At 61.5% G+C, this 26,547-nt stretch carries 17 protein-coding genes; 14 read left to right on the top strand and 3 right to left on the bottom strand.

Going from position 1 to position 26,547, the window contains the following annotated elements:
* The first annotated feature begins 127 nt into the window (after positions 1-127).
* The 6 genes from IT763_RS00445 (at position 128) to dppF (ending at position 8,114) form a co-directional block, all read left to right on the top strand.
* Entirely contained in the window at positions 128-1,819 is a 1,692-nt protein-coding gene (locus IT763_RS00445; protein WP_049300325.1) for a glycosyl hydrolase family 18 protein, read from the top strand.
* Between the two features lie 601 nt (positions 1,820-2,420).
* Positions 2,421-4,028, top strand: a complete 1,608-nt coding sequence (gene dppA / locus IT763_RS00450) for a dipeptide ABC transporter periplasmic-binding protein DppA (protein ID WP_033639032.1) — start codon at positions 2,421-2,423, stop codon at positions 4,026-4,028.
* 170 nt (positions 4,029-4,198) lie between these two features.
* Positions 4,199-5,218 (top strand): dipeptide ABC transporter permease DppB, encoded by a 1,020-nt coding sequence (dppB, locus tag IT763_RS00455; RefSeq protein WP_033634229.1) that lies wholly within the window; start codon positions 4,199-4,201, stop codon positions 5,216-5,218.
* A gap of 11 nt (positions 5,219-5,229) precedes the next feature.
* Positions 5,230-6,132 carry a dipeptide ABC transporter permease DppC gene (gene dppC / locus IT763_RS00460; protein WP_004934130.1) on the top strand — a complete coding sequence of 301 codons (903 nt, stop codon included), beginning with the start codon at positions 5,230-5,232 and terminating at the stop codon, positions 6,130-6,132.
* A gap of 15 nt (positions 6,133-6,147) precedes the next feature.
* Positions 6,148-7,128 (top strand): dipeptide ABC transporter ATP-binding protein, encoded by a 981-nt coding sequence (gene dppD, locus IT763_RS00465; RefSeq protein WP_004934132.1) that lies wholly within the window; start codon positions 6,148-6,150, stop codon positions 7,126-7,128.
* Positions 7,125-8,114 carry a dipeptide ABC transporter ATP-binding subunit DppF gene (dppF, locus tag IT763_RS00470; RefSeq protein ID WP_016929525.1) on the top strand — a complete coding sequence of 330 codons (990 nt, stop codon included), beginning with the start codon at positions 7,125-7,127 and terminating at the stop codon, positions 8,112-8,114. Before dppD ends, dppF begins: the two co-directional genes overlap by 4 nt.
* Before the next feature lie 298 nt (positions 8,115-8,412).
* Here dppF and bcsG read toward each other — a convergent pair whose 3' ends face one another.
* The 3 genes from bcsG to bcsE are packed head-to-tail and all read right to left on the bottom strand — an operon-like array spanning position 8,413 to position 11,823.
* The gene (gene bcsG, locus IT763_RS00475; RefSeq protein ID WP_206195068.1) at positions 8,413-10,068 is read right to left on the bottom strand and encodes a cellulose biosynthesis protein BcsG; all 1,656 of its coding nucleotides are present in this window, start codon (positions 10,066-10,068) and stop codon (positions 8,413-8,415) included.
* On the bottom strand, positions 10,065-10,268 hold the full coding sequence (bcsF, locus tag IT763_RS00480; RefSeq protein ID WP_004934139.1) for a cellulose biosynthesis protein BcsF: 204 nt from the start codon (positions 10,266-10,268) through the stop codon (positions 10,065-10,067). The genes bcsG and bcsF overlap by 4 nt, the downstream gene beginning before the upstream one ends.
* Positions 10,255-11,823, bottom strand: a complete 1,569-nt coding sequence (gene bcsE, locus IT763_RS00485; RefSeq protein WP_206195069.1) for a cellulose biosynthesis protein BcsE — start codon at positions 11,821-11,823, stop codon at positions 10,255-10,257. Before bcsE ends, bcsF begins: the two co-directional genes overlap by 14 nt.
* 189 nt (positions 11,824-12,012) lie before the next feature.
* Between bcsE and bcsR the strand changes: the two genes are divergently transcribed.
* From bcsR to IT763_RS00525, 8 genes are all read left to right on the top strand, one after another.
* On the top strand, positions 12,013-12,204 hold the full coding sequence (bcsR, locus tag IT763_RS00490; RefSeq protein WP_016929521.1) for a cellulose biosynthesis protein BcsR: 192 nt from the start codon (positions 12,013-12,015) through the stop codon (positions 12,202-12,204).
* A 3-nt stretch (positions 12,205-12,207) separates the two neighbouring features.
* Positions 12,208-12,948 carry a cellulose biosynthesis protein BcsQ gene (gene bcsQ / locus IT763_RS00495; RefSeq protein ID WP_206195070.1) on the top strand — a complete coding sequence of 247 codons (741 nt, stop codon included), beginning with the start codon at positions 12,208-12,210 and terminating at the stop codon, positions 12,946-12,948.
* Positions 12,945-15,548 carry a UDP-forming cellulose synthase catalytic subunit gene (gene bcsA / locus IT763_RS00500; RefSeq protein WP_206195071.1) on the top strand — a complete coding sequence of 868 codons (2,604 nt, stop codon included), beginning with the start codon at positions 12,945-12,947 and terminating at the stop codon, positions 15,546-15,548. The genes bcsQ and bcsA overlap by 4 nt, the downstream gene beginning before the upstream one ends.
* A 62-nt stretch (positions 15,549-15,610) precedes the next feature.
* Positions 15,611-17,917 (top strand): cellulose biosynthesis cyclic di-GMP-binding regulatory protein BcsB, encoded by a 2,307-nt coding sequence (gene bcsB / locus IT763_RS00505; protein WP_048796355.1) that lies wholly within the window; start codon positions 15,611-15,613, stop codon positions 17,915-17,917.
* 5 nt (positions 17,918-17,922) lie between these two features.
* A complete protein-coding gene (gene bcsZ, locus IT763_RS00510) occupies positions 17,923-19,035 on the top strand; it encodes a cellulose synthase complex periplasmic endoglucanase BcsZ (RefSeq protein WP_206195436.1) in 1,113 nt (370 codons plus the stop codon).
* Positions 19,017-22,490, top strand: coding sequence for a cellulose synthase complex outer membrane protein BcsC (gene bcsC / locus IT763_RS00515; protein ID WP_143778378.1), 3,474 nt, complete (start codon positions 19,017-19,019; stop codon positions 22,488-22,490). The genes bcsZ and bcsC overlap by 19 nt, the downstream gene beginning before the upstream one ends.
* A 230-nt stretch (positions 22,491-22,720) precedes the next feature.
* Complete coding sequence (gene hmsP / locus IT763_RS00520; RefSeq protein WP_028127370.1) at positions 22,721-24,727, top strand: biofilm formation regulator HmsP; 2,007 nt, start codon at positions 22,721-22,723, stop codon at positions 24,725-24,727.
* Positions 24,728-25,000: 273 nt separating this feature from the next.
* Complete coding sequence (locus IT763_RS00525; protein ID WP_016929514.1) at positions 25,001-26,287, top strand: dicarboxylate/amino acid:cation symporter; 1,287 nt, start codon at positions 25,001-25,003, stop codon at positions 26,285-26,287.
* Positions 26,288-26,547: the final 260 nt, after the last annotated feature.

Genomic DNA, 26,547 nt, shown 5'->3' on the forward strand with positions numbered 1-26,547 from the left:
TGGAAAGACGCTGTTGTTATTCATTGATTTTAACCTTCGCGGATTATTGCGGAATTTTTTCGCTTCGGCAATGCATCGCGACGATTAACTCTTTTATGTTTATCCTCTCGGAATAAAGGAATCAGTTATGCGCAAATTTAATAAACCGCTGTTGGCGCTGTTGATCGGCAGCACGCTGTGTTCCGCGGCGCAGGCCGCCGCGCCGGGCAAGCCGACCATCGCCTGGGGCAACACCAAGTTCGCCATTGTTGAAGTTGACCAGGCGGCTACCGCTTATAATAATTTGGTGAAGGTAAAAAATGCCGCCGATGTTTCGGTCTCCTGGAATTTATGGAATGGCGACACCGGCACGACGGCAAAAGTTTTATTAAATGGCAAAGAGGCGTGGAGTGGTCCTTCAACCGGATCTTCCGGTACGGCGAATTTTAAAGTGAATAAAGGCGGCCGTTATCAAATGCAGGTGGCATTGTGCAATGCCGACGGCTGCACCGCCAGTGACGCCACCGAAATTGTGGTGGCCGACACCGACGGCAGCCATTTGGCGCCGTTGAAAGAGCCGCTGCTGGAAAAGAATAAACCGTATAAACAGAACTCCGGCAAAGTGGTCGGTTCTTATTTCGTCGAGTGGGGCGTTTACGGGCGCAATTTCACCGTCGACAAGATCCCGGCGCAAAACCTGACCCACCTGCTGTACGGCTTTATCCCGATCTGCGGCGGCAATGGCATCAACGACAGCCTGAAAGAGATTGAAGGCAGCTTCCAGGCGTTACAGCGCTCCTGCCAGGGCCGCGAGGACTTCAAAGTCTCGATCCACGATCCGTTCGCCGCGCTGCAAAAAGCGCAGAAGGGCGTGACCGCCTGGGATGACCCCTACAAGGGCAACTTCGGCCAGCTGATGGCGCTGAAGCAGGCGCATCCTGACCTGAAAATCCTGCCGTCGATCGGCGGCTGGACGCTGTCCGACCCGTTCTTCTTCATGGGCGACAAGGTGAAGCGCGATCGCTTCGTCGGTTCGGTGAAAGAGTTCCTGCAGACCTGGAAGTTCTTCGACGGCGTGGATATCGACTGGGAGTTCCCGGGCGGCAAAGGCGCCAACCCTAACCTGGGCAGCCCGCAAGACGGGGAAACCTATGTGCTGCTGATGAAGGAGCTGCGGGCGATGCTGGATCAGCTGTCGGCGGAAACCGGCCGCAAGTATGAGCTGACCTCCGCCATCAGCGCCGGTAAGGACAAGATCGACAAGGTGGCTTACAACGTTGCGCAGAACTCGATGGATCACATCTTCCTGATGAGCTACGACTTCTATGGCGCCTTCGATCTGAAGAACCTGGGGCATCAGACCGCGCTGAATGCGCCGGCCTGGAAACCGGACACCGCCTACACCACGGTGAACGGCGTCAATGCGCTGCTGGCGCAGGGCGTCAAGCCGGGCAAAATCGTGGTCGGCACCGCCATGTATGGCCGCGGCTGGACCGGGGTGAACGGCTACCAGAACAATATTCCGTTCACCGGCACCGCCACCGGGCCGGTTAAAGGCACCTGGGAGAACGGTATCGTGGACTACCGCCAAATCGCCGGCCAGTTCATGAGCGGCGAGTGGCAGTATACCTACGACGCCACGGCGGAAGCGCCTTACGTGTTCAAACCTTCCACCGGCGATCTGATCACCTTCGACGATGCCCGCTCGGTGCAGGCCAAAGGCAAGTACGTGTTGGATAAGCAGCTGGGCGGCCTGTTCTCCTGGGAGATCGACGCGGATAACGGCGATATTCTCAACAGCATGAACGCCAGCCTGGGCAACAGCGCCGGCGTTCAATAATCGGTTGCAGTGCGTTGCCGGGGGATATCCTTTCGCCCCCGGCTTTTTCGCCGCCGAAAGTTTTTTTACGCCGCACAGATTGTGGGCCTGCCCGGAGCAAAACGCGCTCATCGGACTCACCCTTTTGGGTAATCCTTCAGCATTTCCTCCTGTCTTTAACGGCGATCACAAAAATAACCGTTCAGATATTCATCATTCAGCAACAAAGTTTTGGCGTTTTTTAACGGAGTTAAAAACCAGTAAGTTTGTGAGGGTCAGACCAATGCGCTAAAAATGGCCGCTTAGCATAAATTTTCATGCTGGAACTGTTAACAAAAGGTTTTTTTTATGTTTGTTTGCTGTTTCTCACAGTCTGCGTAAATCCCCACTGGTTATATTGACGACACCCCAAACAGTTGGCAACTTGATAGCCTCAGGGGTAAGAGCGAGAGTTGTTTGAGTGAATTCCACGCGCTCAGACGTCCCCGCCGCGATGCGTTCCATCCGGCATTCTCTCCTCGTACGCCTTCTGCCTTCGGGCGCCGATCGCACAGGCCACGCAATAAAAAATACAGGCCTGGCGGCAATTACACACATCACATCACACAATGGAGCACTAACGATGACACGTTCCTTGGGTAAATCGGGGATTCTGAAATTCGGTATTGGGCTGATCGCGCTGACCGTGGCGGCCAGCGTACAGGCCAAGACGTTGGTTTACTGTTCTGAAGGTTCCCCGGAAGGGTTCAACCCGCAGCTGTTTACCTCCGGCACCACCTATGACGCCAGCTCGGTACCGATCTACAACCGGCTGGTCGAATTCAAGACCGGCACCACCGAACTGCAGCCGGGCCTGGCTGAGAAGTGGGACGTCAGCGAAGACGGCAAAACCTACACCTTCCACCTGCGCAAAGGCGTGAAGTGGCAGAGCAGCAAAGACTTCAAACCGACGCGCGATTTCAACGCCGACGACGTGGTGTTCTCCTTTGAACGCCAGTTGGATGCGAACAACGCCTATCACAAAGTGTCCGGCGGCAGTTACGAATACTTTGAAGGCATGGACATGCCGAAGCTGATCGCCAAGATCGAAAAAGTGGACGACAACACCGTGCGCTTCGTGCTGAACCGCCCGGAGGCGCCGTTCCTGGCTGACCTGGGCATGGACTTCGCGTCCATTCTGTCCGCCGAATACGCTGACGTGATGATGAAAGCCGGCACGCCGGAGAAAGTCGATCTGAACCCGATCGGCACCGGCCCATTCCAGCTGCTGCAATACCAGAAAGACTCCAAGATCCTGTACAAGGCGTTCGACGGTTTCTGGGGCACCAAGCCGAAGATCGATCGCCTGGTGTTTTCCATCACGCCTGACGCCTCCGTGCGCTACGCCAAACTGCAGAAAAACGAATGCCAGGTGATGCCGTACCCGAATCCGGCCGACATCGCCCGCATGAAACAAGACAAAGCCATCAACCTGCTGGAGAAACCGGGGCTGAACGTGGGCTATCTGTCGTTCAACACCGAGAAAAAACCGCTGGATAACGTGAAGGTGCGCCAGGCGTTGACCATGGCGGTCAACAAACAGGCGATCATCGACGCGGTTTATCAGGGCGCGGGTCAGGCGGCCAAGAACCTGATCCCGCCGACCATGTGGGGCTATAACGACGCGGTGCAGGATTACGCTTACGATCCGGCCAAGGCGAAAGAGCTGCTGAAAGAAGCGGGCATGGCCGACGGTTTCAGCATCGACATGTGGGCAATGCCGGTGCAACGTCCATACAACCCGAACGCGCGCCGCATGGCGGAAATGATCCAGGCCGACTGGGCCAAGATCGGCGTGAAAGCCAAAATCGTCACTTATGAGTGGGGTGAATACCTCAAGCGCGCCAAAGCGGGCGAGCACCAGACGGTGATGATGGGCTGGACCGGCGACAACGGGGATCCGGACAACTTCTTCGCCACGCTGTTCAGCTGCGCGGCGGCGAAAGACGGCTCCAACTACTCCCGCTGGTGCTACAAGCCGTTTGAAGATCTGATTCAACCGGCGCGCGCCGAATCCAACCACGACAAGCGCATCGAACTGTACAAGCAGGCGCAGGTGGTGATGCACGATCAGGCTCCGGCGCTGATTGTCGCACACTCCACCGTGTACGAGCCTGTGCGTAAGGAAGTGAAAGGCTACGTCGTGGATCCGCTCGGTAAGCATCACTTCGAGAATGTCTCTGTAGACTGATTTCGACCGCTTTACCGGAGACGCACGAATGGACTTGCAGGGGCGCAACAGGTTTGCGCCCCTGCTGACCAGTCTCCGGCGTATGGCCGTCGAATCGTTCAAAGGCATGTGAGCGTTAATAAGCCTGGCGGACGATGAGCTGCCGGGCATTGATACAGAGAGTTCGGGATATGTTGCAGTTCATACTCCGACGTTTGGGGTTAGTTATCCCAACGTTTATCGGCATTACATTGCTGACTTTTGCATTCGTCCATATGATCCCCGGCGACCCGGTGACCATCATGGCCGGGGAACGCGGTATCTCCGCCGAGCGCCACGCGCAGCTGATGGCGGAAATGGGGCTGGACAAGCCGCTCTATCAACAATATTTCTCCTACGTGTCCAACGTGCTGCACGGCGATCTGGGCACCTCGCTTAAAAGCCGCATCTCCGTCTGGAGCGAGTTCGTTCCGCGCTTTCAGGCTACGCTGGAGCTGGGCATTTGCGCGATGATCTTCGCGGTGCTGGTGGGCATCCCGGTCGGGGTGCTGGCGGCGGTCAAACGCGGCTCGATCTTCGACCACACCGCGGTGGGCATCTCGCTGACCGGCTATTCGATGCCGATTTTCTGGTGGGGCATGATGCTGATCATGCTGGTGTCGGTGCAGCTTAACCTGACGCCGGTGTCGGGGCGCATCAGCGACACGGTATTCCTCGACGACAGCCAGCCGCTGACCGGCTTCATGCTGATAGACACCCTGATCTGGGGCGAGCCTGGCGACTTCGTCGACGCGGTGATGCACATGATCCTGCCGGCCATCGTACTGGGCACCATCCCGCTGGCGGTGATCGTGCGCATGACCCGTTCCTCGATGCTGGAAGTGTTGGGCGAAGACTATATCCGCACCGCGCGCGCCAAGGGCGTGAGCCGCATGCGAGTGATCGTCGTCCACGCGCTGCGCAACGCGCTGCTGCCGGTGGTGACGGTGATCGGGCTGCAGGTTGGCACCATGCTGGCCGGCGCTATTCTGACGGAAACCATCTTCTCCTGGCCGGGGCTGGGCCGCTGGCTGATCGACGCGCTGCAGCGCCGCGATTACCCGGTGGTGCAGGGCGGGGTATTGCTGGTCGCCTGTATGATCATTCTGGTTAACCTGCTGGTAGACGTGCTCTACGGCGTGGTCAACCCGCGTATTCGCCACAAGAAATAAGGGGCGCTCTCATGTCTCAAATCACTGAGTCTGCAGTTAAAGGTGCGCCGAAGCCGATGACCCCGTTTCAGGAGTTTTGGCACTATTTCAAGCGCAATAAAGGGGCCGTGGTCGGCCTGGTGTATATCGTTCTGATGCTGGTGATAGCGCTCGGCGCCGGCGTGCTGGCGCCGCATGCGCCGGCGGACCAGTTCCGCGACGCGCTGCTCAAGCCGCCGGTGTGGCAAGAAGGCGGCAGCTGGCAATATATCCTCGGCACCGACGACGTGGGCCGCGACGTGCTGTCGCGCCTGATGTACGGTGCACGGCTGTCGCTGTTGGTCGGCTGTCTGGTGGTGGTGCTGTCGCTGATCATGGGCGTGATATTCGGCCTGCTGGCCGGTTACTTCGGCGGCGTGGTGGACGCGATTATCATGCGCATCGTCGACATCATGCTGGCTCTGCCGAGCCTGTTGCTGGCGCTGGTGCTGGTGGCGGTATTCGGGCCGTCGATCGTCAACGCCTCGCTGGCGCTGACCTTCGTCGCCCTGCCGCACTATGTGCGTCTGACGCGCGCGGCGGTGCTGGTGGAGGTCAACCGCGACTACGTCACCGCTTCGCGGGTGGCGGGCGCCGGCGCGCTGCGCCAGATGTTCGTCAATATTCTGCCTAACTGCCTGGCGCCTTTGATCGTGCAGGCTTCTCTCGGTTTCTCGAACGCCATTCTGGACATGGCCGCTCTCGGCTTTCTGGGCATGGGTGCGCAGCCGCCGACGCCGGAGTGGGGCACCATGCTCTCCGACGTGCTGCAGTTCGCGCAAAGCGCCTGGTGGGTGGTGACCTTCCCCGGCCTGGCGATCCTGCTGACGGTGCTGGCATTTAACCTGATGGGGGACGGTTTGCGTGACGCTCTCGACCCCAAACTCAAGCAGTAACAGAGGACGAGAGAGATGGCGTTATTGAATGTAGACAAGCTTTCGGTGCACTTCGGTGACGAAGGCACCCCGTTCCGCGCGGTAGACCGCATCAGTTACAGCGTGGAGCAAGGTCAGGTGGTCGGCATCGTCGGTGAATCCGGCTCCGGCAAATCCGTCAGCTCGCTGGCGATCATGGGCCTGATCGATTTCCCCGGCAAGGTGATGGCCGACAAGCTGGAGTTCAACGGCCAGGATCTGCGCAAGATCTCCGAAAAAGAGCGCCGCCAGCTGGTGGGCTCCGAAGTGGCGATGATCTTCCAGGATCCGATGACCAGCCTGAACCCGTGCTATACCGTCGGTTACCAAATCATGGAGGCGCTGAAGGTGCATCAGGGCGGCAATCGCCGCACTCGCCGCCAGCGCGCTATCGACCTGCTGACCCAGGTGGGCATCCCCGATCCGGCTTCGCGGCTGGACGTATACCCGCACCAGCTTTCCGGCGGCATGAGTCAGCGCGTGATGATCGCCATGGCCATCGCCTGTCGGCCGAAGCTGCTGATCGCCGACGAGCCGACGACCGCGCTCGATGTGACTATCCAGGCGCAGATCATCGAACTGCTGCTGGACCTGCAGCAGCGCGAAAACATGGCGCTGCTGCTGATCACTCACGATCTGGCGCTGGTGGCGGAAGCGGCGCATCACATCATCGTGATGTACGCCGGCCAGGTGGTGGAATCCGGCAAGGCGGCGGAGATTTTCCGCGCGCCGCGCCACCCGTACACTCAGGCGCTGCTGCGCGCGCTGCCGGAGTTCGCCGCCGACAAGGCGCGGCTGGCTTCGCTGCCGGGCGTGGTGCCGGGCAAATACGATCGCCCGACCGGTTGCCTGCTCAACCCGCGTTGTCCGTACGCCAACGAGCGCTGCCGTAACGAGGAGCCGGAACTGCGCAGCATTCCCGGCCGTCAGGTTAAATGTCACACACCGCTGGATGATGCGGGGAGGCCGACCGTATGAGCCAGAATCAACCTTTATTGCAGGCGATTGACCTGAAGAAGCATTACCCGGTGAAAAAGGGTCTGTTCGCGCCGGAGCGGCTGGTCAAGGCGCTCGACGGCGTGTCCTTCACCCTGGAGCGCGGCAAAACGCTGGCGGTGGTCGGTGAGTCGGGCTGCGGCAAATCAACGCTCGGCCGCCTGCTGACGATGATTGAAGTGCCGACCGGCGGCGAGTTGTATTACCAGGGGCAGGATCTGCTGAAGCCGGACGTCTCGGCCGAGAAGCTGCGGCGGCAGAAGATCCAAATCGTGTTCCAGAATCCTTACGGATCGCTCAACCCCCGCAAGAAGGTCGGGCAGATCCTCGAGGAGCCGCTGTTGATCAACACGTCGTTCAGCGCCGCCGAACGGCGGGAAAAAGCGCTGGAGATGATGGCGAAGGTCGGCCTGAAGACCGAGCATTACGACCGCTACCCGCACATGTTCTCCGGCGGCCAGCGCCAGCGTATCGCCATCGCCCGCGGGCTGATGTTGAATCCGGACGTGGTGATCGCCGATGAACCGGTGTCGGCATTGGACGTGTCGGTGCGCGCTCAGGTGCTGAACCTGATGATGGATCTGCAGCAGGAGCTGGGGCTGTCCTATGTGTTCATCTCGCACGATCTGTCGGTGGTGGAACACATCGCCGACGAGGTGATGGTGATGTACCTCGGCCGCTGCGTGGAAAAGGGCAGCAAAGAGGCGATCTTCAACAACCCGCGTCATCCGTACACCCAGGCGCTGCTGTCGGCGACGCCGCGGTTGAACCCGGATATGCGCCGCGAGCGTATCAAGCTGACCGGCGAACTGCCCAGCCCGATGAATCCGCCGCCGGGCTGTGCGTTCAATGCCCGCTGCCGCCGCGCTTTCGGCACCTGCGTGCAGCTGCAGCCGCAGCTCAAACAGTACGGTGAGCAGATGGTGGCCTGCTTTGCGGTCGATCAGGACGAACATCCGGGGGCGTAAAGCGTCGAACGTCATCGCTTAAATTCACGCCGGCATCACGCCGGCGTTTTTTATTACTCAATCAAAGGGTTAATAATTAGAAAACTACCACCGTCCGCCATTTTAATTACCTCACTAATTAAATTCTTATAAGAGTTATTTTTCTAAGAATCTTCGTATGTTAATGGTTGTCGAATAATTGAATTTAACGAATTGTTATTAATAACGTGAGGTTGGCCGATAAGCTTCGCTATATCTATTATAAAAGCCCTAATAAAAAAGCGCGCCGGCGGCGCGCTTTAGGTTGATGAGGCCGCGCTTATTGCGGATAAGGCACCCAGTCGCCGCCGTTCAGGCGAATGTAAGGTTTCCCCTGATATTGCATCACGATGGCGTTGTCGTTTTCAGAGATGACCGGGGTCTGCGGCAGCCCCTGTTTCAGTGTCTGCCAATCGACGCTGGATTCGCTGAAGACCTTGCCGTCCACCAGGCGCGACACCAGTTCAGACAGCGCCAGATAGCTGCTCGGCGTTTTGATCTGCAGCGGGCCGCCCTGATGCGGCGCCTTCATGCCCACCAGTTTGATGCCGACCGGCGTATGGGTAATGTTCGGGCTCGGGATGTCGCGCAGGCCGGACATCTGCATCTTGTCACCCACCAACGCCGCGCCGTGCTCCGGCACGATCACCACCACCACTTTGCGGCCGGATTTTTCCAGCTGATCGAGGAAGGTGTTCAGCTGATCGAACAGCTTCTGCGCGCGCGGCTGATAGTCGGCGCTTTTGTTGGAGCCGACGAAGCGGTTGCCGTCGTGCAACGGGATGACGTTGAGGAAGGTGGCGGTGCGGGCGTCTCCGGCTTTTTGCTGCTGATCCAGCCAGCGGGTCAGCAATTCCAGATCGTTATAAATCGGCTCACCGTCGAACGACGTCAGCTCGTTGCCGATGCCGGCCTGCGACATTAACGGCGCCTGCATGTCGCCCTGTTCACGCAGCTCTTTCAGGTAGTTGCCGAACACTCCGGAGTGATCGAGCATCAGCTGTTGCTTGAAGCCGAGCTTCGCCAGGTTGTCGAACAGGTAACACTGCTGGTTCACCGGCTGGTACAAATCATGATGCGAAAGCTGGCCGCAGCTGGCGCGCAGCAACCGTATCGAGGCCGGGCCGCTGTAGGCGGTGGCCGAGTTGAAGCTGTCGAACATGATGTCCATCTTCGACCACAGCGGATGATTCTGCAGGTTGACCGCCTCCATATCGGCCCAGGCCAGCGAACAGATGTTGATCACCAGCAGATCGAACGGTTGGGCGTCGGCGGGCAAAGTGGCCGGGAACGCGGTGGCGCGGCCTTTTTCCCGCTCGTAGAACTGGTTCAGGTAGGCCGTCAGGTTGGCGCTGGTCGGCGGCAGGCTGTCTGCCGGCGCAGCGCCCCCCGCCGGCGGCGCTGATGTGGCCGGGGTATTGGCGCCGCCGGCGGCAGCCGTGGAAGTGGCGGGCAGCAGTGAAACCGCCGGCCCGGCGATGTTGACGATATTGAGCCACGCCAGCGCCGCCACGGTGAACACCGTGACGCGCACCCACTGTGCGACGAACAGGTAGGCGATAAACAGCACGAAGGCCGCGCCGATCATCTGCCAGTTGATAAAGCGGTTGATCAGCTCCAACAGATACTGGGCGCTGAAACCGGCCAGCTGCGAGCCCTGGCTGAGGATGCTGTTGATGCCCGGCAGCCAGGTGTCGTGGTAGAACAGCACGATGCCGATCGGGATAGCGAGGTAATGGCGCCAGCGATGCAGGCGTTGCGAAGGGATCGGCATCAGCAGAAATGCCATGAACACCAGGTTCGGCAGCGCGTGGAAATTCAGGTAGCCGAACCACAGCAGGGCGAATTTGGCCAGAAAGTAGAGGTTCCAGCCGCCCAGCCCGCGCCAGTAGCGCCACAGAGCGTTATCGGATTGCGTCTTCGAGTTTGGATTCATGGCTGCTTCTTACGTTTAATCTGAGATGAGGAGCCTGTGCGCACCCATAAACCGGCGGATTTCAAATAGCGCGGCGATAACAACAGGTTTTGCCAGTATTGACGCAAATGCGGAAAACGCCGGTGAAAGGCGTAGCCCAGCGGAATGAAGATCAGCGCGCACAGCAGGATCAGTTGCACGATGTCGTTAAGGTTCAGCATGCGGTTCCTCCTGCGGGCCAAGCGGCAGCGTGAAGGCGACCGGCTGCCGCCGTTCCGCGGGCACCTCGGCCGCCGCCACGCGGGGGCGCGGCGCGGCACCGGCGGTGCCGGTGGCCGAAATCTGCCAGCGCCCCTGGGCCATGCGTTTGATTTCCGAAATGATATCGACGTCCTGGTGCCACACCACCCGGTTGCTGAAGGCTTCATCCACCGGCAGGCGGAAGATGAACTTCAGCGCGGTATCCAGATCGTTGATGCGGCAGGTGGAAAGGAACAGCACCAGCCGCCCTTGCACCACGGTCATCACGTCGCCGAACCGCCGCAGGTGGCACAGGGTCATCGCCTGTTCGGCGCGCAGACCGGTGGCCGGGCGCAGCGCCACCATCACGCCTTTGCCATCCTCGGGCAGCAGCGTGTTGCCCATCAGCGAAAGCACCGCCTGGCTGAACGCTTCCGGCCGCATGTAGCCTTTGAGCTGCAGCGGACGCAGCCCGGCCAGCAGCGCATCGATGTCGGCGGGCACATGCCGTGAGAAGCGTTGCCCCTGGATGCCCTCGAGCATGGTCAGAAAACGCGACAGCGGCGCAACGTGTGGCACGATCAGGTTGGCGCCGCAGGCCAGCAGCAGCCGTTCGTCGCTGTAGCGCAGGCTGGCGCTCATCTCGCGCACCGCGATTTTCAGGCCGTTGCCGCGGCTGCGGCGCAGGGTGTGGATCTGGTGCGCCAGATGATCGATTTGGTCGCTTTGATACAACGCGAAAATCAACGTCGCCGAGAGTCTCAGCATGCCGTGCTGCGCCAGTTCATCGTTGCTCTCCAGCAACTGCCAGTTGGCGGACAGCGGCGGCGCGCCTTCGAGGATGCTGCGCTCGGCCAGATACTGGCTTTCGTCGCTGCGCAAGGCGGTGGGGGAGGGTTGGCTATTTTCATCCTCGCCCTGCCAGCCACCTTCCGCCGCATACAAGGTCAGCAGCTGATTGGCGTTGATGCCGTTTTCGGTGCTCCACCAGTTCACCAGGTATTGCGCGCTGTCCTGCTGCCATTGCAGGCTGGACAGGCCGTTCAGGATGCGGTGCTGTGCGCTGAGCTGCCCTTTGAGCTTATTGATGCCGCCGCCGTGGCTGAGGATCAACAGCGTACAGCCCTGCCGCCGCAGCCAGGCGGCGAGGGTGCGCGTCCACTCGCGCAGCTCTTCGGTGGTGAAGGTTTGCCACATGCTGGCGTGGGCCAGCAGGATAAGTAAGCGATTTTGCGGCCGTAGGGCGCGCATCAGATCGTCGTTCAACTGTGTCAGCGCAGCTTTTTTCTCCGGTAATTGATACAGCGGCAGCTTCTGCAACGCGGGCGCAGCCAGCTCGGCCAGCAGGCGCTCGGGTTTGTCTCCGCTGCAGATCAGGGCGACTTTGTGGGTGGCCGGTTGAGCGGCGATGGCCTGGCGACACAGCAGCGCGGCGTCGCTTTGCCTGTCGATATTGATCCAATAAAGCCCGGGGGCCTGCATCACCGACAGCTCTTCCCAAATCTGCCGAATGCCTAGAGAAAAAGAGTGCGCCATAGGATGTGTTCTACTTTCGTTGAAAGCCGACTAAAGGCGTTTATATTTAAAGATAGCCATTTTTACGCTGGCAATAATAAATCTCCGACGCTCTTCAACAATATTTGTTGAGAATCATCTTATTGCCTCTCTCTTTTTGTATCGTTGCTATAGTTAATTAACATAGCCTATTTTCGCCAAGGCGGAAGAATGAATAACGCATCCATCCATTTTCGTGCAGCGGCGCCTGGGGAGAGCCAGGATGACCTGCAGGCGCTCAGCCAGGCTTTTTCATTGCCGAAATTACGCTATGTCGATATTTCACGGCAGGAGCGGTTAACGCAAATGATGACGCGTTGGCCACTGTTGGCCGAATTGGCGCAGACCACGGGGAGCCACTGATCTATGCCGGTGCTCGCGCTGCAAGGGTTGCGGGGTGGAATGGGGACGACCTCGGTCACGGCGGCGCTCGCCTGGGCGTTGCAGCAGCTGGGCGAGTCGGTGCTGGCGATCGACTTCACGCCGGATAATCTGCTGCGCTTGCATTTCAACACGCCGTTCGAGCTGGCGCGCGGCTGGGCCCGCGCGGAGCAGGATGGCGGCGCTTGGCGGGAAGGTGCGCTGCGTTATTGTGAAAACCTCGACTTTCTGCCTTTTGGCCGCCTGAATGGGGCGGAAAGGCTGGAAGTGCAGCGCCAGTGTCGTCAACAGCCGGAGCGTTGGCGCGAGAACCTGCGCCAACTGATCGCCGGCGATCCGCAGCGCTGGATCCTGCTGGATGTCCCGGTCGGGGACGGCGTGTTGGCGCAGCAGGCGCTGCAGCTTGCCGACAGCGTGTTCGTGCTGTTGAACCCCGACGCCAACTGTCAGGTGCGGCTCCATCAACAGACGCTGCCGAATGACTGCCGTTTCCTGGTCAATCACTACTCCTCCGCCAGCCAGCTGCAGCAGGATCTGCATCAGCTGTGGCTGCAAACCCTGAGCGGCCTGCTGCCGGTGGTGATCCACCGCGACGAAGCGTTGGCGGAAGCGCTGGCGGTCAAACAGCCGTTGGGCGAGTATCGCCCCGAGAGCCTGGCGGCGGATGAAGTGCTGACGCTGGCCAACTGGTGCCTGATCAACCTCAAACGGGGCGTTGCGCCATGAGCCGGGTGCTGAGCCTGCTGCTGGTGCCGCCGGTGCGTCAGGCGGTACAGGCGCGCTACCGCGGCTATCGCCGCAACGGCGCGTCGGCGCTGACCGCCTTTTTTGCCACGCTGCTGGTGGTGCTGGGGTGGATGCTGCTGCGCTTCGAGTCACCGGCCTGGCAGCGCGTGCGCGTCGGCCGCGCTTACTGGTTCCCGCATCTGTCCGCCGAACGCCCGCGCCCGGCGGATGCGCTGCGCTATCTGCTGCAGGGTCTGTGGCTGCTGCTGTTTCGCAGCGGCCGCGCGCCGGTGCCGCGCGACTATTTCGCCGGGTGGCGGCGGCTGCAGCAGCGCTACGCCGATTGGCTGCAGAGCCTGCCGCAACGGCTGAAAAACGCCGGCGTGGAACAGCGTTCGGTAGAGCGCCTCGGCCGCATGAACCGCGGCATGCGACGCGCGCTGTTTATTCTGGTCGGCGTGTTGGCGGCGATCCTCGCCATGCTGTGCATCTCGCAACCGTTCGATCTGTCGGCGCAGTTCGTGTTCGTCGTGCTGCTGTGGGGGATCGCGATGGTGGTGCGCCGGGTGCCGGGGCGTTTGCCTGCGCTGATGCTGATCGTGCTGTCGCTGACCGTTTCCTGTCGTTACCTGTGGTGGCGTTATACCGCCACGCTGAACTGGGACGACCCGCTCAGCCTGGTGTGCGGCCTGTTGCTGCTGGTGGCGGAAACCTACGCCTGGGTGGTACTGGTGCTGGGCTATTTCCAGACCGTCTGGCCGCTTAACCGCCAGCCGGTGCCGTTGCCCGCTGACAGCGCCACCTGGCCGACCATCGATCTGATGGTGCCGACCTACAACGAAGATCTCGGGGTGGTGAAGCCCACCATCTATGCGGCGTTGGGCATCGACTGGCCGAAAGAGAAAGTGAACATTTATATCCTCGACGACGGCAATCGCCCTGAATTCCGGGCGTTCGCCGCCGAAGTGGGGGTGAAATACATCGCCAGGCCGACCCACGAACACGCCAAGGCCGGCAACATCAACAATGCGCTGAAGCAGGCCACCGGCGAGTTCGTGGCGATTTTCGACTGCGACCACGTGCCGACGCGCTCCTTCCTGCAACTGACCATGGGCTGGTTCTTCAAAGACAAAAAGCTGGCGATGCTGCAGACCCCGCACCACTTTTTCTCGCCGGATCCGTTCGAGCGCAACCTCGGCCGCTTCCGCCAGACGCCCAACGAGGGCACCTTGTTCTACGGGCTGGTGCAGGACGGCAACGACATGTGGGACGCGACCTTCTTCTGCGGCTCTTGCGCCATCCTGCGCCGCAGCGCGCTGGATGAGATCGGCGGCATCGCGGTGGAAACCGTCACCGAAGACGCCCACACCTCGCTGCGCTTGCACCGGCGCGGACACACCTCGGCCTATATCCGCATTCCGCAGGCCGCCGGACTGGCGACCGAAAGCCTGTCGGCGCACATCGGCCAGCGCATTCGCTGGGCGCGCGGCATGGTGCAGATCTTCCGGCTCGACAACCCGCTGCTGGGCAAGGGGCTGAAACTGGCGCAGCGCATGTGCTACGCCAACGCCATGCTGCACTTTCTGTCGGGCATTCCGCGGCTGATCTTCCTCACCGCGCCGCTGGCGTTTTTACTGCTGCATGCCTACATCATCTTCGCGCCGGCGCTGGCGATCGCGCTTTATGTGCTGCCGCACATGATCCACGCCAGCCTGACCAACTCGCGCATCCAGGGGAAATACCGCCATTCGTTCTGGAGCGAAATCTATGAAACGGTGCTGGCCTGGTATATCGCGCGGCCGACGACGGTGGCGCTGTTCAATCCGCACAAGGGCAAATTCAACGTGACCGCCAAGGGCGGGCTGGTGGAGGAGGAGCACGTTGACTGGGTGATCACCCGTCCTTACATGTTCCTGGTGGTCCTGAACCTGGCCGGGCTGGCGTTCGGCGCCTGGCGGCTGGCCTATGGCCCGACGGACGAGGTGATGACGGTGATCATCAGCCTGGTGTGGGTGCTGTACAACATGACCATTCTCGGCGGCGCGGTGGCGGTGGCGGTGGAGGCCAAGCAGGTGCGTCAGGCGCACCGCGTGGAGATCGCCATGCCGGCGGCGATCGCGCGTGCCGATGGCCACCTCTACCCCTGCACGCTGCGCGATTACTCCGACGGCGGCGTGGGCATTGAGATGCGAGTGGAAAACGCGTTGAAAGACGGCGACAAGGCCTCGCTGCTGCTCAAGCGCGGCCAGCAGGAGTACAGCTTCCCCTGTGTGGTGACGCGCGCCTTCGGCAACAAGGTGGGGGTGCGTCTGGTCAGTCTCTCCACCCGTGAACACATCGATTTCATTCAGTGCACCTTCGCCCGCGCCGATACCTGGGCGCTGTGGCAGGACGGGTTCCCTGAAGACCGGCCGATCGAAAGCCTGCGCGACGTGCTGGCGTTGGGCTTCCGGGGCTATGTGCGCATGGCGGACTACGCGCCGCCGCTGGTGCGCGGTCTGCTGGTCGGGGTCACGTCGCTGACCGCCTGGGTCGTGTCGTTTATTCCGCGCGGCGTCGGCAGGGATCCGACCTTGGATCAACAAGAAACAGTGGGTTAGCTGCGAGTTCAACCGCCCGCTCACTCGCCCGGTGAACAGGCTCCAACATTGATGATGATACGATGACGCGAAAAATAACCTGGTTAACTGCTCTGGCCTTAGGCATCAGTACCCTGTCGCAGGCCGAAACCGCCACTGCGCCGACCGTGGCGGCTCAGCCGCCGATCGCCGCGGCGGCCGATACGGCGACCGCGCCACCGCCGGCCGCCGCGCCGCAGGATCCGAATGCGCCGGTGCGCGACGTATCGCTGCCGTTTGCGCAGATAGCGCCGCCGCCGGGCACCTTTGTTCTGCGCGGCACCCGGCCGGACGGACAGATCGAATTCGGCGTGCGCAGCGATGAGGTGGTCTCGCAGGCGATGCTCGATATGGAGTTTACGCCGTCGCCGGCGCTGATCCCGGTGGAGTCGCACGTCAAGGTCTATCTGAACGACGAACTGATGGGCGTGACCACCCTCGCCAAAGAGCAGCTGGGCAAGCCCAATCGCATCCAAATGGCGATCGATCCGCGCTATATCACCGATTTTAACCGCGTCAGGCTGGTGTTTGTCGGCCATTATCAGAACATCTGCGAAAACCCGGCCAGCACTTCGCTGTGGCTCGACGTCAGCAAGTCCAGCGCGCTGAAGCTGCGTTTCCAGACGCTGCCGGTGAAAAACGAGCTGTCGCACTTCCCTGAGCCGTTCTTCGACAGCCGCGATAATCGGCCGCTGACGCTGCCGATGGTATTCGCCGGCCAGCCTGATCTCGCCCAGCAGCGCGCGGCGGGCATTCTGGCCTCCTGGTTCGGCAGCAAGGCGCAGTGGCGCGGGCAATCCTTCCCGACGCTGTACAATGCGCTGCCGACGCAGCACGCGGTGGTGTTCGCCACCAACTCGCAGCGCCCGGATTTCCTGCGCGATTATCCGGCGGTCAACGGCCCGACGGTGGAGATGATCAGCCACCCCGACAATCCGTACGTCAAACTGCTGTTGATTCAGGGGCGTGACGACAACGATTTGATCACCGCGGTGAAGGGCATCGCGCAGGGTAACATCCTGTTCCGCGGCCAGAACGTGACGGTGGACAAGGTGGAACAGCTCGCGCCGCGCCAGCCTTACGACGCGCCGAACTGGGTGCGCACCGATCGGCCGATGACCTTCGCCGAGCTGCAGCAATATGCCGAACAGCTGCAAACCAGCGGCATCGAGCCCGGCCCGATTTCGCTGACCATGAACCTGCCGCCGGACCTGTTCCTGATCCGCAGCACCGGTATCGATATGCACCTGAAATACCGCTATACCGCGCCGCGCATTCAGGATGGTTCGCGGCTGAGCGTCAGCCTGAACAACCAGTTCGTGCAGGCTTACTCGCTGGTGCCGGAACACGAGCAGGGCGCGCAGCTGCTGCGCCTGCCGTTGACGCAGGGGCTGCTCGACTCCGACAAGAACGTCAGTATCCCGGCGCTGCGGCTGGGCGCCACCAACCAGCTGCGCTTTGACTTTGACTACACCACGCTGCTGGCCAGCGGCGCGGAAGGGCGCTGCGAAACCTACTCCTTCACGCAAAACCACGCGGTGATCGACGGCGCGTCTACCATCGATTTCTCCGGTTATCGCCACTTTATGGCGATGCCGGACTTGCGCGCCTTCGCCAACGCCGGCTTCCCGTTCAGCCGCCTGGCGGATCTGTCGCAAACGCTGGTGTTGGTGAACCAGAAACCGCAGCCGGCGCAGGTCAGCGCGCTGCTGAACGCGCTTGGCGTGATCGGCGCGCAAACCGGCTACCCGGCGCTGGCCTTTACGCTGAGCGACGACTGGTCGCAGGCCAAGGATCGTGACGACGATATTCTGATGGTCGGCACCATTCCGCCGGCGCTGCGCGACGACAAGAAAATCAGCCTGCTGGTGGACGCCACCCAAAGCTGGGTGAAGCAGCCGACGCGACAGCCGCCGCTGCCGAGCGCGGAATTGCTGGCGGAGGACGCCAAGCCGGACAGCAAGACCACCGTCAGTTCCGAAGGCGCGATGTCGGCGATCATCGGCGTGCAATCGCCGTTCAACGATCAGCGCAGCATCGTGGCGCTGCTGGCGGACAGCCCGCGCGGCTATGAGTTGCTGAACAATGCCCTGCTGGACAGCGGCAAGCGCGCCGCGGTGTTCGGCTCGGTGGCGGTGATCCGCGAATCGGGGGTCAACAGCTTGCGCGTCGGCGATGTTTACTATGTCGGCCACCTGCCGTGGTGGGAGCGGCTGTGGTATGCCCTTTCCACCCATCCGGTACTGCTGGCGGTGATCGCGGTGGTGCTGGTGGTGATCCTGGGGCTGATGCTGTGGCGCGGCCTGAAGGCCTTCAGCCGGCGTCGTCTGGCGCCTGAAGATCGGGATTGACGGCGGTGAACGCGATGCTGCAACGCCTGTCGCTCGGCATGCTGCTGCTGTGCGCCTTCAGCGCCGCCGCGGCCTGCGAGTGGCCGGGTTGGCAACAGTACAAGCAATTCTACATCAGCCCGCAGGGGCGGGTGATCGACCCAAGCAGCCCGAACAAAATCACCACCTCCGAGGGACAGAGTTACGGCCTGTTTTTCGCCCTGGTGGCCAACGACCGGCCGACCTTCGACCTATTGTTGACCTGGACGGAGAACAATCTGGCGGCGGGCGATCTCAGCGCCCGCTTGCCCGCCTGGCTGTGGGGCGAGAGCGACGATAAGCAGTGGAAGGTGCTGGACGCCAACTCGGCGTCGGACGCCGACCGGTGGATTGCTTACAACCTGCTCGAAGCCGGCCGCCTGTGGAAAAGCCGGCGTTATCAAACCCTGGGAACGCTGCTGCTGCAACGCATCGGCCGCGAGGAAGTGGCCGACATTCCCGGCCTGGGCCTGATGCTGCTGCCGGGCAAAGTCGGGTTCGTGGCGGAAGATCGCTGGCGGCTGAATCCCAGCTACCTGCCGCCGCAGCTGTTGGCGCGTTTTGCGGCGCTGAACGGCCCATGGCGTGCGATGCGCGAGATCAATCAGCGACTGTGGCTGGACACCGCGCCGCACGGCTTCTCGCCGGATTGGGTGGTGTGGCGGGTCGGCGCCGGTTGGCAGCCGGACACCGTCAAGCCAAACGTCGGCAGCTACGACGCCATTCGGGTTTATCTGTGGGCCGGCATGCTGGCGGACGACGATGAACACAAGGCGGCGCTGCTTGAACGCTTCCAGCCGATGGCGCAGCTCACTGCCAAACAGGGCGTTCCGCCGGAGAAAACCGATACCGCCAGCGGCAAAACTACCGGCGACGGCCCGGTCGGTTTCTCCGCTTCTATGCTGCCGATGCTGGCGACGCAGGCTGAAGCGCTGGCGGTGCAGCGGCAGCGCATCAGCGAGCATCCGCCGGGTGATGACGCCTATTTCAGCGCCTCGCTGACCCTGTTCGGTCAGGGATGGGATCAACAACGTTATCGCTTTAATCGTCAGGGTGAATTGCAACCCTCGTGGGACGGCCAATGCACAACTTCAAAATAAACTGGCTGAATTTGATTCCGCTGAGCCTGGCGATGCTGCCGCAGGCGCGCGCTGCGGAGGCCGTGGCCCCGGAACAGTGGCTGCTGGAACAGGTGCGCATTGGCGAGGCCGGCAACAAGGACGATCTGGTGCGCCAGTCGCTGTACCGGCTCGAGCTGATGGATCCGAACAACCCGGACGTGATCGCCGCGCGCATGCGTTTGGCGCTGCGGCAGGGCAACATGGCGCTGGCGCAGCAGCAGTTGGACAAGCTGAAAACCCTCGCGCCGCAGTCCAGCGCCTATCGCCAGGCGCAAATGAACATGCTGCTGACCCAGCCGGAAACCCGGCAAAAGCTGCAGCAGGCGCGCCTGATGGCGACCGCCGGCCGGTTGCCGGAAGCCAAAGCGCAGTACGATGCGCTGTTTCACGGCGAGCCGCCGACGCTCGATCTGGCGGTAGAATACTGGCGGCTGGTGGCGCGTTTGCCGGGGCAGGAGGCGAAGGCGTTAAAGCAGCTGCAGGCGCTGGATCAGCAATATTCAGGCAATGTGGCGCTGCGCATGTCGCTGGCGCGTATGCTGTTCAGTCAGAACCAGGACGCGCAGGCCTTTGAACTGCTGCAGAAGATCGCCGCCGATCCGGCCGGGCGCGGTGACGCCGCCGATCTGTGGCTGGACAAGGTCAAAGCGATGCCGGTCAGCGCGCAGAGCGTAGCGGCGCTCAACCGTTTCCTCGGCGTATTCGACACCGGCGATCAGGCGACCAGCGCCCGCGAAGAACTGGCCAGACAGCAGAAGCTGTTGGCCGATCCGGCTTATCAGGCGCGGGTGCGCGGTCTGGCGCAGGTGGATAAAGGCGGCAGCCGGGCAGCCATTCCAGAGTTGCAAAAGGCGCTGGCGGCGGCGCCGAACGACGCCGAGGTGCTGGGCGCGCTCGGCCAGGCCTACTCGCGCGCCGGCAACCGCCCGCAGGCGCTGAAGCTGTTTCGCCAGGCGCTGGCCGCCGACAAGAGCGGCTACGGCAGCGGAAAATGGCAGAGTCTGATCAAGAGCACCGGCTACTGGCTGGCGATCGACGAGGGCGACAAAGCGCTCAAGGCCGGCAATCTCGCGCTGGCTCGGCAGAAATATCAACAGGCGCGCCAGCTCGACGACAGCGACGGCGATGCGTTTATCGGCCTGGGCGATGTGGCGGTGGCGAGCAAGGATGACGCCGCGGCGGAAGGGTTTTATCAGCAGGCGTTGCGGCGCGATCCCGGCAACGGCAGCGCGCTGCGCGGCCTGGTGAATATCTATCAACGCCAGTCGCCGGAAAAAGCGCTGGCCTACCTCAACGGCCTGCCGCGCAGCCAACAGGCCAAGCTGCGCAGCACCCTCGAAGGACTGCGGCTCGATATGTTGAAGCAGCAGGCGGAGACGCTGGCGGCACAGCAGCAGTGGCTGCAGGCGGCGGAAATCTATCGTCGCGCCCAGCCGATGGCGCCCGACGACGTCTGGCTGACCTATCGCTATGCGCAGGCGCTGCGTCAGGCCGGGCAGCCGCAGCAGGCGGACGCTCTGTTCCGGCAGCTGGCGCTGCGCCAACATGCCAATCCGCAGCTGACCTACGCCTATGCGCTCTATCTTTCCGGCAGCGATCGCGACAGGCAGGCGCTGGCGCAGCTCAATACGCTGCCTGCGGCGCAATGGAACGACAACATGCGCGAACTGGCGCAGCGGCTGAAAATGCAGGCGGTAATCGAGCATGCCGAACGGCTGCGGGCCGCCGGTGACGAAGCGGCGGCGGAAGCCTATCTGCGTCGGCAGCCGGCGGACACCCGCATCGATTTGCTGCTCGCCGACTGGGCGCTGGCGCGCGGGGAGTATGCGGCGGCGCTGGACGACTATCAGCGGGTGAAACGGCGTGAACCGAACAACCCGGATGCGCAGCTGGGCGAGATCGAAGCCTATGTGGCGCAGGGGGATCTGGACGCGGCGCGTCAGCGGCTGAAAACCGAACCGCAGCCGCAAGACGCTTCGCTCAACAGCCAACGGCGGGTCGCCAACGCCTGGGGCGCGGTCGGCGATCCGCAGCAGGCCGACGCGCTCTTCAGCCGGCTGAAAACGGCGGCGGCTTCGGAGCCCGCCGGGCAGACCAAGGCGCTTGTTTATCGTGACGCCGCCCGGCTGGAACGGGCTCAGCAACAGCCTGAGCGGGCGCAGCAGGATTACCGCCAGGCGATGGTGGCCGGCGGCATCACGCCGACGCTGCCGCAGGATAATGACGGCTACACCTATTTGACGCGCAATAATCCGAACGACGACTGGCTGAAACGCGGCATCCGCTCCGACGCCGCGGATCTGTATCGACAGCAAGACGTGAACGTCACGCTCGATCACGATTACTGGCGTTCGAGCGGCACCGGCGGCATTTCCGACTTCAACGCGCACGACACCATGCTGCAGGTGGACATGCCGCTGTATGACGGGCGCGCCTTCTTGCGGACCGACACCGTGCAGCTGGATGCCGGCCGCTTCTCGACCGACGGCAGCGGCAAGTACTACGAAACCTTCGGCACCTGCCACACGCAAGGGTGCCGCGGCGATGAACACCAGAAAACCACCGGCACCAGCGTGGCGGCCGGCTGGAAAAACGATCGCTGGGCCGCCGACATCGGCACGACGCCGATGGGCTTTGAGGTGGTCGACTGGACCGGCGGCCTGGCCTACAGCGGCGACTGGAACCACATTGGTTGGACGCTGGCGGCCTCGCGGCGGCCGATTTCCAGCTCGCTGCTGGCGTTCGGCGGCGCCAAAGACCCGAATACCGGCATCACCTGGGGCGGCGTGCGCGCCACCGGCGTCAGCCTGAGCGCCAGCTACGATCGCGGCGAGGCGAACGGCGTCTGGGCCGATCTCAGCGCGCATCAGATTACCGGCAAGAACGTGGCGGACAACCAGCGGCAGCGGTTGATGGCCGGTTACTACTACAAGCTGATCAACGAAGACAATCGCCGCCTGAGCGTCGGGCTCAATACCATGCTGTGGCACTACCAGAAGGATTTGAGCGGCTATTCGCTGGGGCAGGGCGGCTATTACAGCCCGCAGCAATATCTGTCGCTGTCGCTGCCGGTCAACTACCGTCAGCGCACCGAGAACTGGTCGTGGGAGCTGGGCGGTTCGGTTTCACTGTCCCATTCCAAAACCGACAGCCAGCGCCGTTATCCGCTGCAGGGACTGATCCCGGATTCGTTGCCCGATAAGTTCGCCGTCGAGGACGGCAGCTCCTCGAGCGGCGTCGGTTATACCCTGCGGGCGATCGTCGAACGCCGTCTCAGTTCGCACTGGACGCTCGGCGCCGGCATCGACATTCAACAGGCGAAGGACTATACGCCGAGCCACGCGCTGATTTATCTGCGTTATTCCCTGGCCGGCTGGCAAGGGGATCTCGATTTGCCGCCGCAGCCGCTGACGCCTTACGCCGACTTCAAGTAGCCGGAAGGGGGAAAGATTCAGAGTGTCGGACGCCGGGGAGTTTTGTTACCCTGTGTGCGGGTCGCGTTTGTTCGCTTTAGGAAAAGACTGAAACCCGCGATTTTCTTGGTTTTGCCTGCGGCATAGCCAGATAAAAACAGCCGATGATCGAGTATACTCAGCCCGGTTCGAGGGGGCGGGTGAGAGTCAGCCCCCTTTTTTGTTTCAGCCCGATTTCACGGAGAGCAGGTTTGCGGGTCAGGCGTTCGTTAACGATTAAGCAGATGGCGACAGTGTCCGGCGTGGCGCTGGTTACGATCTGCATCTTTATCGTGATCCAGTTATTCCACTTTGTGCAGCAGCGCAGGGATGACTACGCCCAGCAACTGGAGAATATCGCCCACTCCGTGCGCCAGCCGCTGGCGGAGGCGGTGCTGCGCATGGACGTGCCGGAAGCCAAAAGGGTGCTGAACACGCTGTTGCCGGTCGGCATTCTCAGCCGGGCGGATATCGTCTTGCCGAACGAGTTTCAGGCGCTGCACGCCAATTTCCCGCCGGAGCGGCCGGTGCCGACGCTGATCGCCCGGTTGTTTGAGCTGCCTATCCAAATTTCCGTGCCGCTCTATTCGCTGGAACGGGTGCCGGCCAACCAGCAGCCGCTGGCCTATCTGGTGCTGCAAGCCGATTCGTTCCGCATGTACCAGTTTATCCTCAGCATTTTGTCGACCATGCTGTCGACCTACCTGTTGCTGGCGCTGATCCTGTCGGTAGCCATCACCTGGTGCATGAACCGGTTGATGGTGCATCCGCTGCGCGCGATGGCCAAAGAGCTGGAGAACATCTCGCAGGACGAAGCGCCCTATCACCAGCTGATGCTGCCGGCGCTGCACCAGGACGATGAGCTCGGCCTGCTGGTGCGCAATTACAACCGCAATCAACAGACGCTGGCCAAGGCGCATGCCGACATGAGCCGCCTGAGCACCCGCCACCCGGTGACCGAACTGCCGAATCCTGCATTGCTGAACGCGTTGCTGGAACAGCATATCGCCTCCAGTCTGCGCCCTGAGCGTTTTAACCTGCTGGTGATCGGCATTGAGACGCTGCATGAAGCGTCTGGCGTGATGAGCCCGGCGATGCGCGAAGCGCTGCTGCTGGCGCTGGCGAAGAAGCTGCGCGGCTGCATCGACGAAAACGGCGTGTTGGCGCAGCTGAGCAATACCGAATTCGCCATTCTGGCCAAGGGTATCGAGCGGCCGTTCCACGCCATGCAGCTGGCGCGGCGCATCATGGCGGAGATCAATGCGCCGTTGACGCTGGAAGGTCTGGCGCTGCGGCCCAACGCCAGCATCGGCATCGCGCACTACCTCAATCAGGGGGAGAGTGCGGAACAGCTGCTGCGCAGCGCCACCTCGGCGATGATGTCCGCGCACCGCGAAGGAAAAAATCAGATCCTGTTCTTCGAACCCAGCCTGACGGAACGCACGCAGAAGCGGCTGACGCAGGAGAGCGAGATCCTGCACGGCATCGAGCAGCGGCATTTCACGCTGTTCCTGCAGCCGCAGATCGACATGCAGTCCAACGAGGTGATCGGCGCCGAAGCGCTGCTGCGTTGGCAGCAGTATGACGGCAGCTATACCCTGCCGGCCGACGTTATCCCGCTCGCGGAAGAGCTGGGCGTGATCGTGCCTCTCGGCAACTGGGTGCTGGAAGAGTCTTGCCGCATCCTGGCGGACTGGCAACAACGCGGCATTGCGCTGCCGCTGGCGGTTAACGTTTCCGGAATTCAGATGCAGGATGAAGCGTTCGTCCCGCATCTGAAAAACCTGCTGGCGCAGTATCGGATCGATCCGCGCAAGCTGCTGCTGGAGATCACCGAGACGGTACGCATCGACGATCTCGATCGCGCCCTGGCGCTGCTGCGCGAGCTGCACGACCTGGGGCTGTCGATCGCGCTGGACGACTTCGGCATGGGCTACTCCAGCCTGGAGTACCTCAACCGCTTGAAATCCCTGCCGATCGATTTGATTAAGATCGACCGCAGTTTCATTCAGGGGCTGCCGGCCGACGATGCGATGGTGCGCATCGTCAGTTCGATCTCCGAAGTGCTGGCGTTGCCGGTAATGGCCGAAGGCGTGGAAAACGCCGAACAGCGCGACTGGCTGCTGCAGCACGGCATTCGCAGTGGGCAGGGATTCCTGTTCGCCCGGCCGCTGCCGCGCGAAGCGTTCGAAGCCGAGTTTTGCCGCGCGGCGCGGTGAGCGTCGCGATACCTTTCCGGTACTTTTCCTCGTCCGAAAATCGCCATTCTTTATCTACCTCTTTTGCGTTAGTGCAAACAAAGGCTTACGCAATTTTCAGCTTTGCACCCCGACTGACGCGTTTCAGCTCTTAAATTCACATCAACCCCACACGGTGGGTGCAACAAATTATTTCCATGTTGTTAAGTGGGTGTTATTTTCCGCGCAAGCGATGAACAGGCTGGATTTTTAGACTGCTGCCTGATGCGTGTCTTCCCCCCATAGGATGTTCATATGAAAACAACGATCTTTAAGAGCCTCTATTTTCAGGTGCTGACGGCGATCACGCTGGGTATCCTGCTTGGCCATTTCTACCCTGACCTCGGCGCCGAGATGAAACCTCTGGGCGATGGCTTCGTCAAACTGATCAAGATGATCATCGCGCCGGTGATCTTCTGCACCGTGGTGACCGGCATCGCCGGCATGGAAAGCATGAAGGCGGTAGGGCGCACCGGCGCCATCGCGCTGCTGTATTTTGAAATCGTCAGCACCATCGCGCTGATTATCGGCCTGGTGATCGTCAACCTGGTGCAACCGGGCGCCGGCATGAACGTCGATCCCGGCACGCTGGACGCCAAAGCGGTAGCGGTCTACGCCGAGCAGGCGCAGCAGCAGGGCATCATCCCGTTCCTGCTGGACATCATCCCCGGCAGCGTGATCGGCGCGTTCGCCAGCGGCAACATTCTTCAGGTGCTGCTGTTCGCGGTGCTGTTCGGCTTCGCCCTGCATCGTCTGGGCGACAAAGGGCAGCTGATCTACAACGTGATCGACAGCTTCTCGCGGGTGATTTTCGGCATCATCAACATGATCATGCGCCTGGCGCCGCTGGGGGCCTTCGGCGCCATGGCGTTTACCATCGGTAAATACGGCGTCGGCACCCTGGTGCAACTCGGCCAGCTGATCGTGTGCTTCTATATCACCTGCATCCTGTTCGTGGTGGTGGTGTTGGGCAGCATCGCCCGCGCCAACGGCTTCAGCATCTTCAAATTCGTCAACTACATCAAAGAAGAGCTGCTGATCGTGCTGGGGACCTCGTCGTCCGAATCCGCGCTGCCGCGCATGCTGGATAAAATGGAGAAGCTGGGCTGCAAGAAATCGGTGGTGGGTCTGGTTATTCCGACCGGGTACTCCTTCAACCTGGACGGCACCTCTATCTACCTGACCATGGCCGCGGTGTTTATCGCTCAGGCGACCAACACCCACATGGATATCATGCATCAGATTACCCTGCTGGTGGTGTTGCTGCTCTCCTCCAAAGGGGCGGCGGGCGTGACCGGCAGCGGCTTTATCGTGTTGGCCGCCACCATCTCCGCCGTCGGCCACCTGCCGTTGGCCGGCCTGGCGCTGATCCTCGGCATCGACCGCTTCATGTCGGAAGCCCGCGCGTTGACCAACCTGGTGGGCAACGGGGTGGCGACCGTGGTGGTGGCCAAATGGTGTAACCAGCTGGATGAAAAACAGCTGAAAGACACGCTGAACAACAAAAACACCGGCGCGGACAAAACGCTGCCTTCCGCCTGATATCGGCGGTAAATCACCGGCCGCATCCGCGGCCGGTGAGCTTCTTCCCCTGCCTCGTAACGATTTTTTGCATTAAAAACCCCGCAATCCATTATTTTTCACTCTAATGAGTGACATCCGCAAAGGCGCGCGGTCTAACACGATGGTACACTTTCTGCTTTCCGCCCCACCGTGAAACTCAGGGCGTATTTTTATGATTCCATTGAATGGAATACACGCATTTGCATAAGAAATTGGATAGTCATTAAGTAGGGGTTCAC

The sequence above is a fragment of the Serratia sp. CMO1 genome (assembly GCF_015689115.1).
Taxonomy (GTDB): domain Bacteria; phylum Pseudomonadota; class Gammaproteobacteria; order Enterobacterales; family Enterobacteriaceae; genus Serratia; species Serratia marcescens.

What these genes read in the sequence shown, in the direction of transcription:
- IT763_RS00445 (WP_049300325.1), top strand. Translation starts at nt 128, where the DNA reads ATGCGCAAATTTAATAAACCGCTGTTGGCGCTGTTGATCGGCAGCACG.
- dppA (WP_033639032.1), top strand. Translation starts at nt 2,421, where the DNA reads ATGACACGTTCCTTGGGTAAATCGGGGATTCTGAAATTCGGTATTGGG.
- dppB (WP_033634229.1), top strand. Translation starts at nt 4,199, where the DNA reads ATGTTGCAGTTCATACTCCGACGTTTGGGGTTAGTTATCCCAACGTTT.
- dppC (WP_004934130.1), top strand. Translation starts at nt 5,230, where the DNA reads ATGTCTCAAATCACTGAGTCTGCAGTTAAAGGTGCGCCGAAGCCGATG.
- dppD (WP_004934132.1), top strand. Translation starts at nt 6,148, where the DNA reads ATGGCGTTATTGAATGTAGACAAGCTTTCGGTGCACTTCGGTGACGAA.
- dppF (WP_016929525.1), top strand. Translation starts at nt 7,125, where the DNA reads ATGAGCCAGAATCAACCTTTATTGCAGGCGATTGACCTGAAGAAGCAT.
- bcsG (WP_206195068.1), bottom strand. Translation starts at nt 10,068, where the DNA reads ATGAATCCAAACTCGAAGACGCAATCCGATAACGCTCTGTGGCGCTAC.
- bcsF (WP_004934139.1), bottom strand. Translation starts at nt 10,268, where the DNA reads ATGCTGAACCTTAACGACATCGTGCAACTGATCCTGCTGTGCGCGCTG.
- bcsE (WP_206195069.1), bottom strand. Translation starts at nt 11,823, where the DNA reads ATGGCGCACTCTTTTTCTCTAGGCATTCGGCAGATTTGGGAAGAGCTG.
- bcsR (WP_016929521.1), top strand. Translation starts at nt 12,013, where the DNA reads ATGAATAACGCATCCATCCATTTTCGTGCAGCGGCGCCTGGGGAGAGC.
- bcsQ (WP_206195070.1), top strand. Translation starts at nt 12,208, where the DNA reads ATGCCGGTGCTCGCGCTGCAAGGGTTGCGGGGTGGAATGGGGACGACC.
- bcsA (WP_206195071.1), top strand. Translation starts at nt 12,945, where the DNA reads ATGAGCCGGGTGCTGAGCCTGCTGCTGGTGCCGCCGGTGCGTCAGGCG.
- bcsB (WP_048796355.1), top strand. Translation starts at nt 15,611, where the DNA reads ATGACGCGAAAAATAACCTGGTTAACTGCTCTGGCCTTAGGCATCAGT.
- bcsC (WP_143778378.1), top strand. Translation starts at nt 19,017, where the DNA reads ATGCACAACTTCAAAATAAACTGGCTGAATTTGATTCCGCTGAGCCTG.
- IT763_RS00525 (WP_016929514.1), top strand. Translation starts at nt 25,001, where the DNA reads ATGAAAACAACGATCTTTAAGAGCCTCTATTTTCAGGTGCTGACGGCG.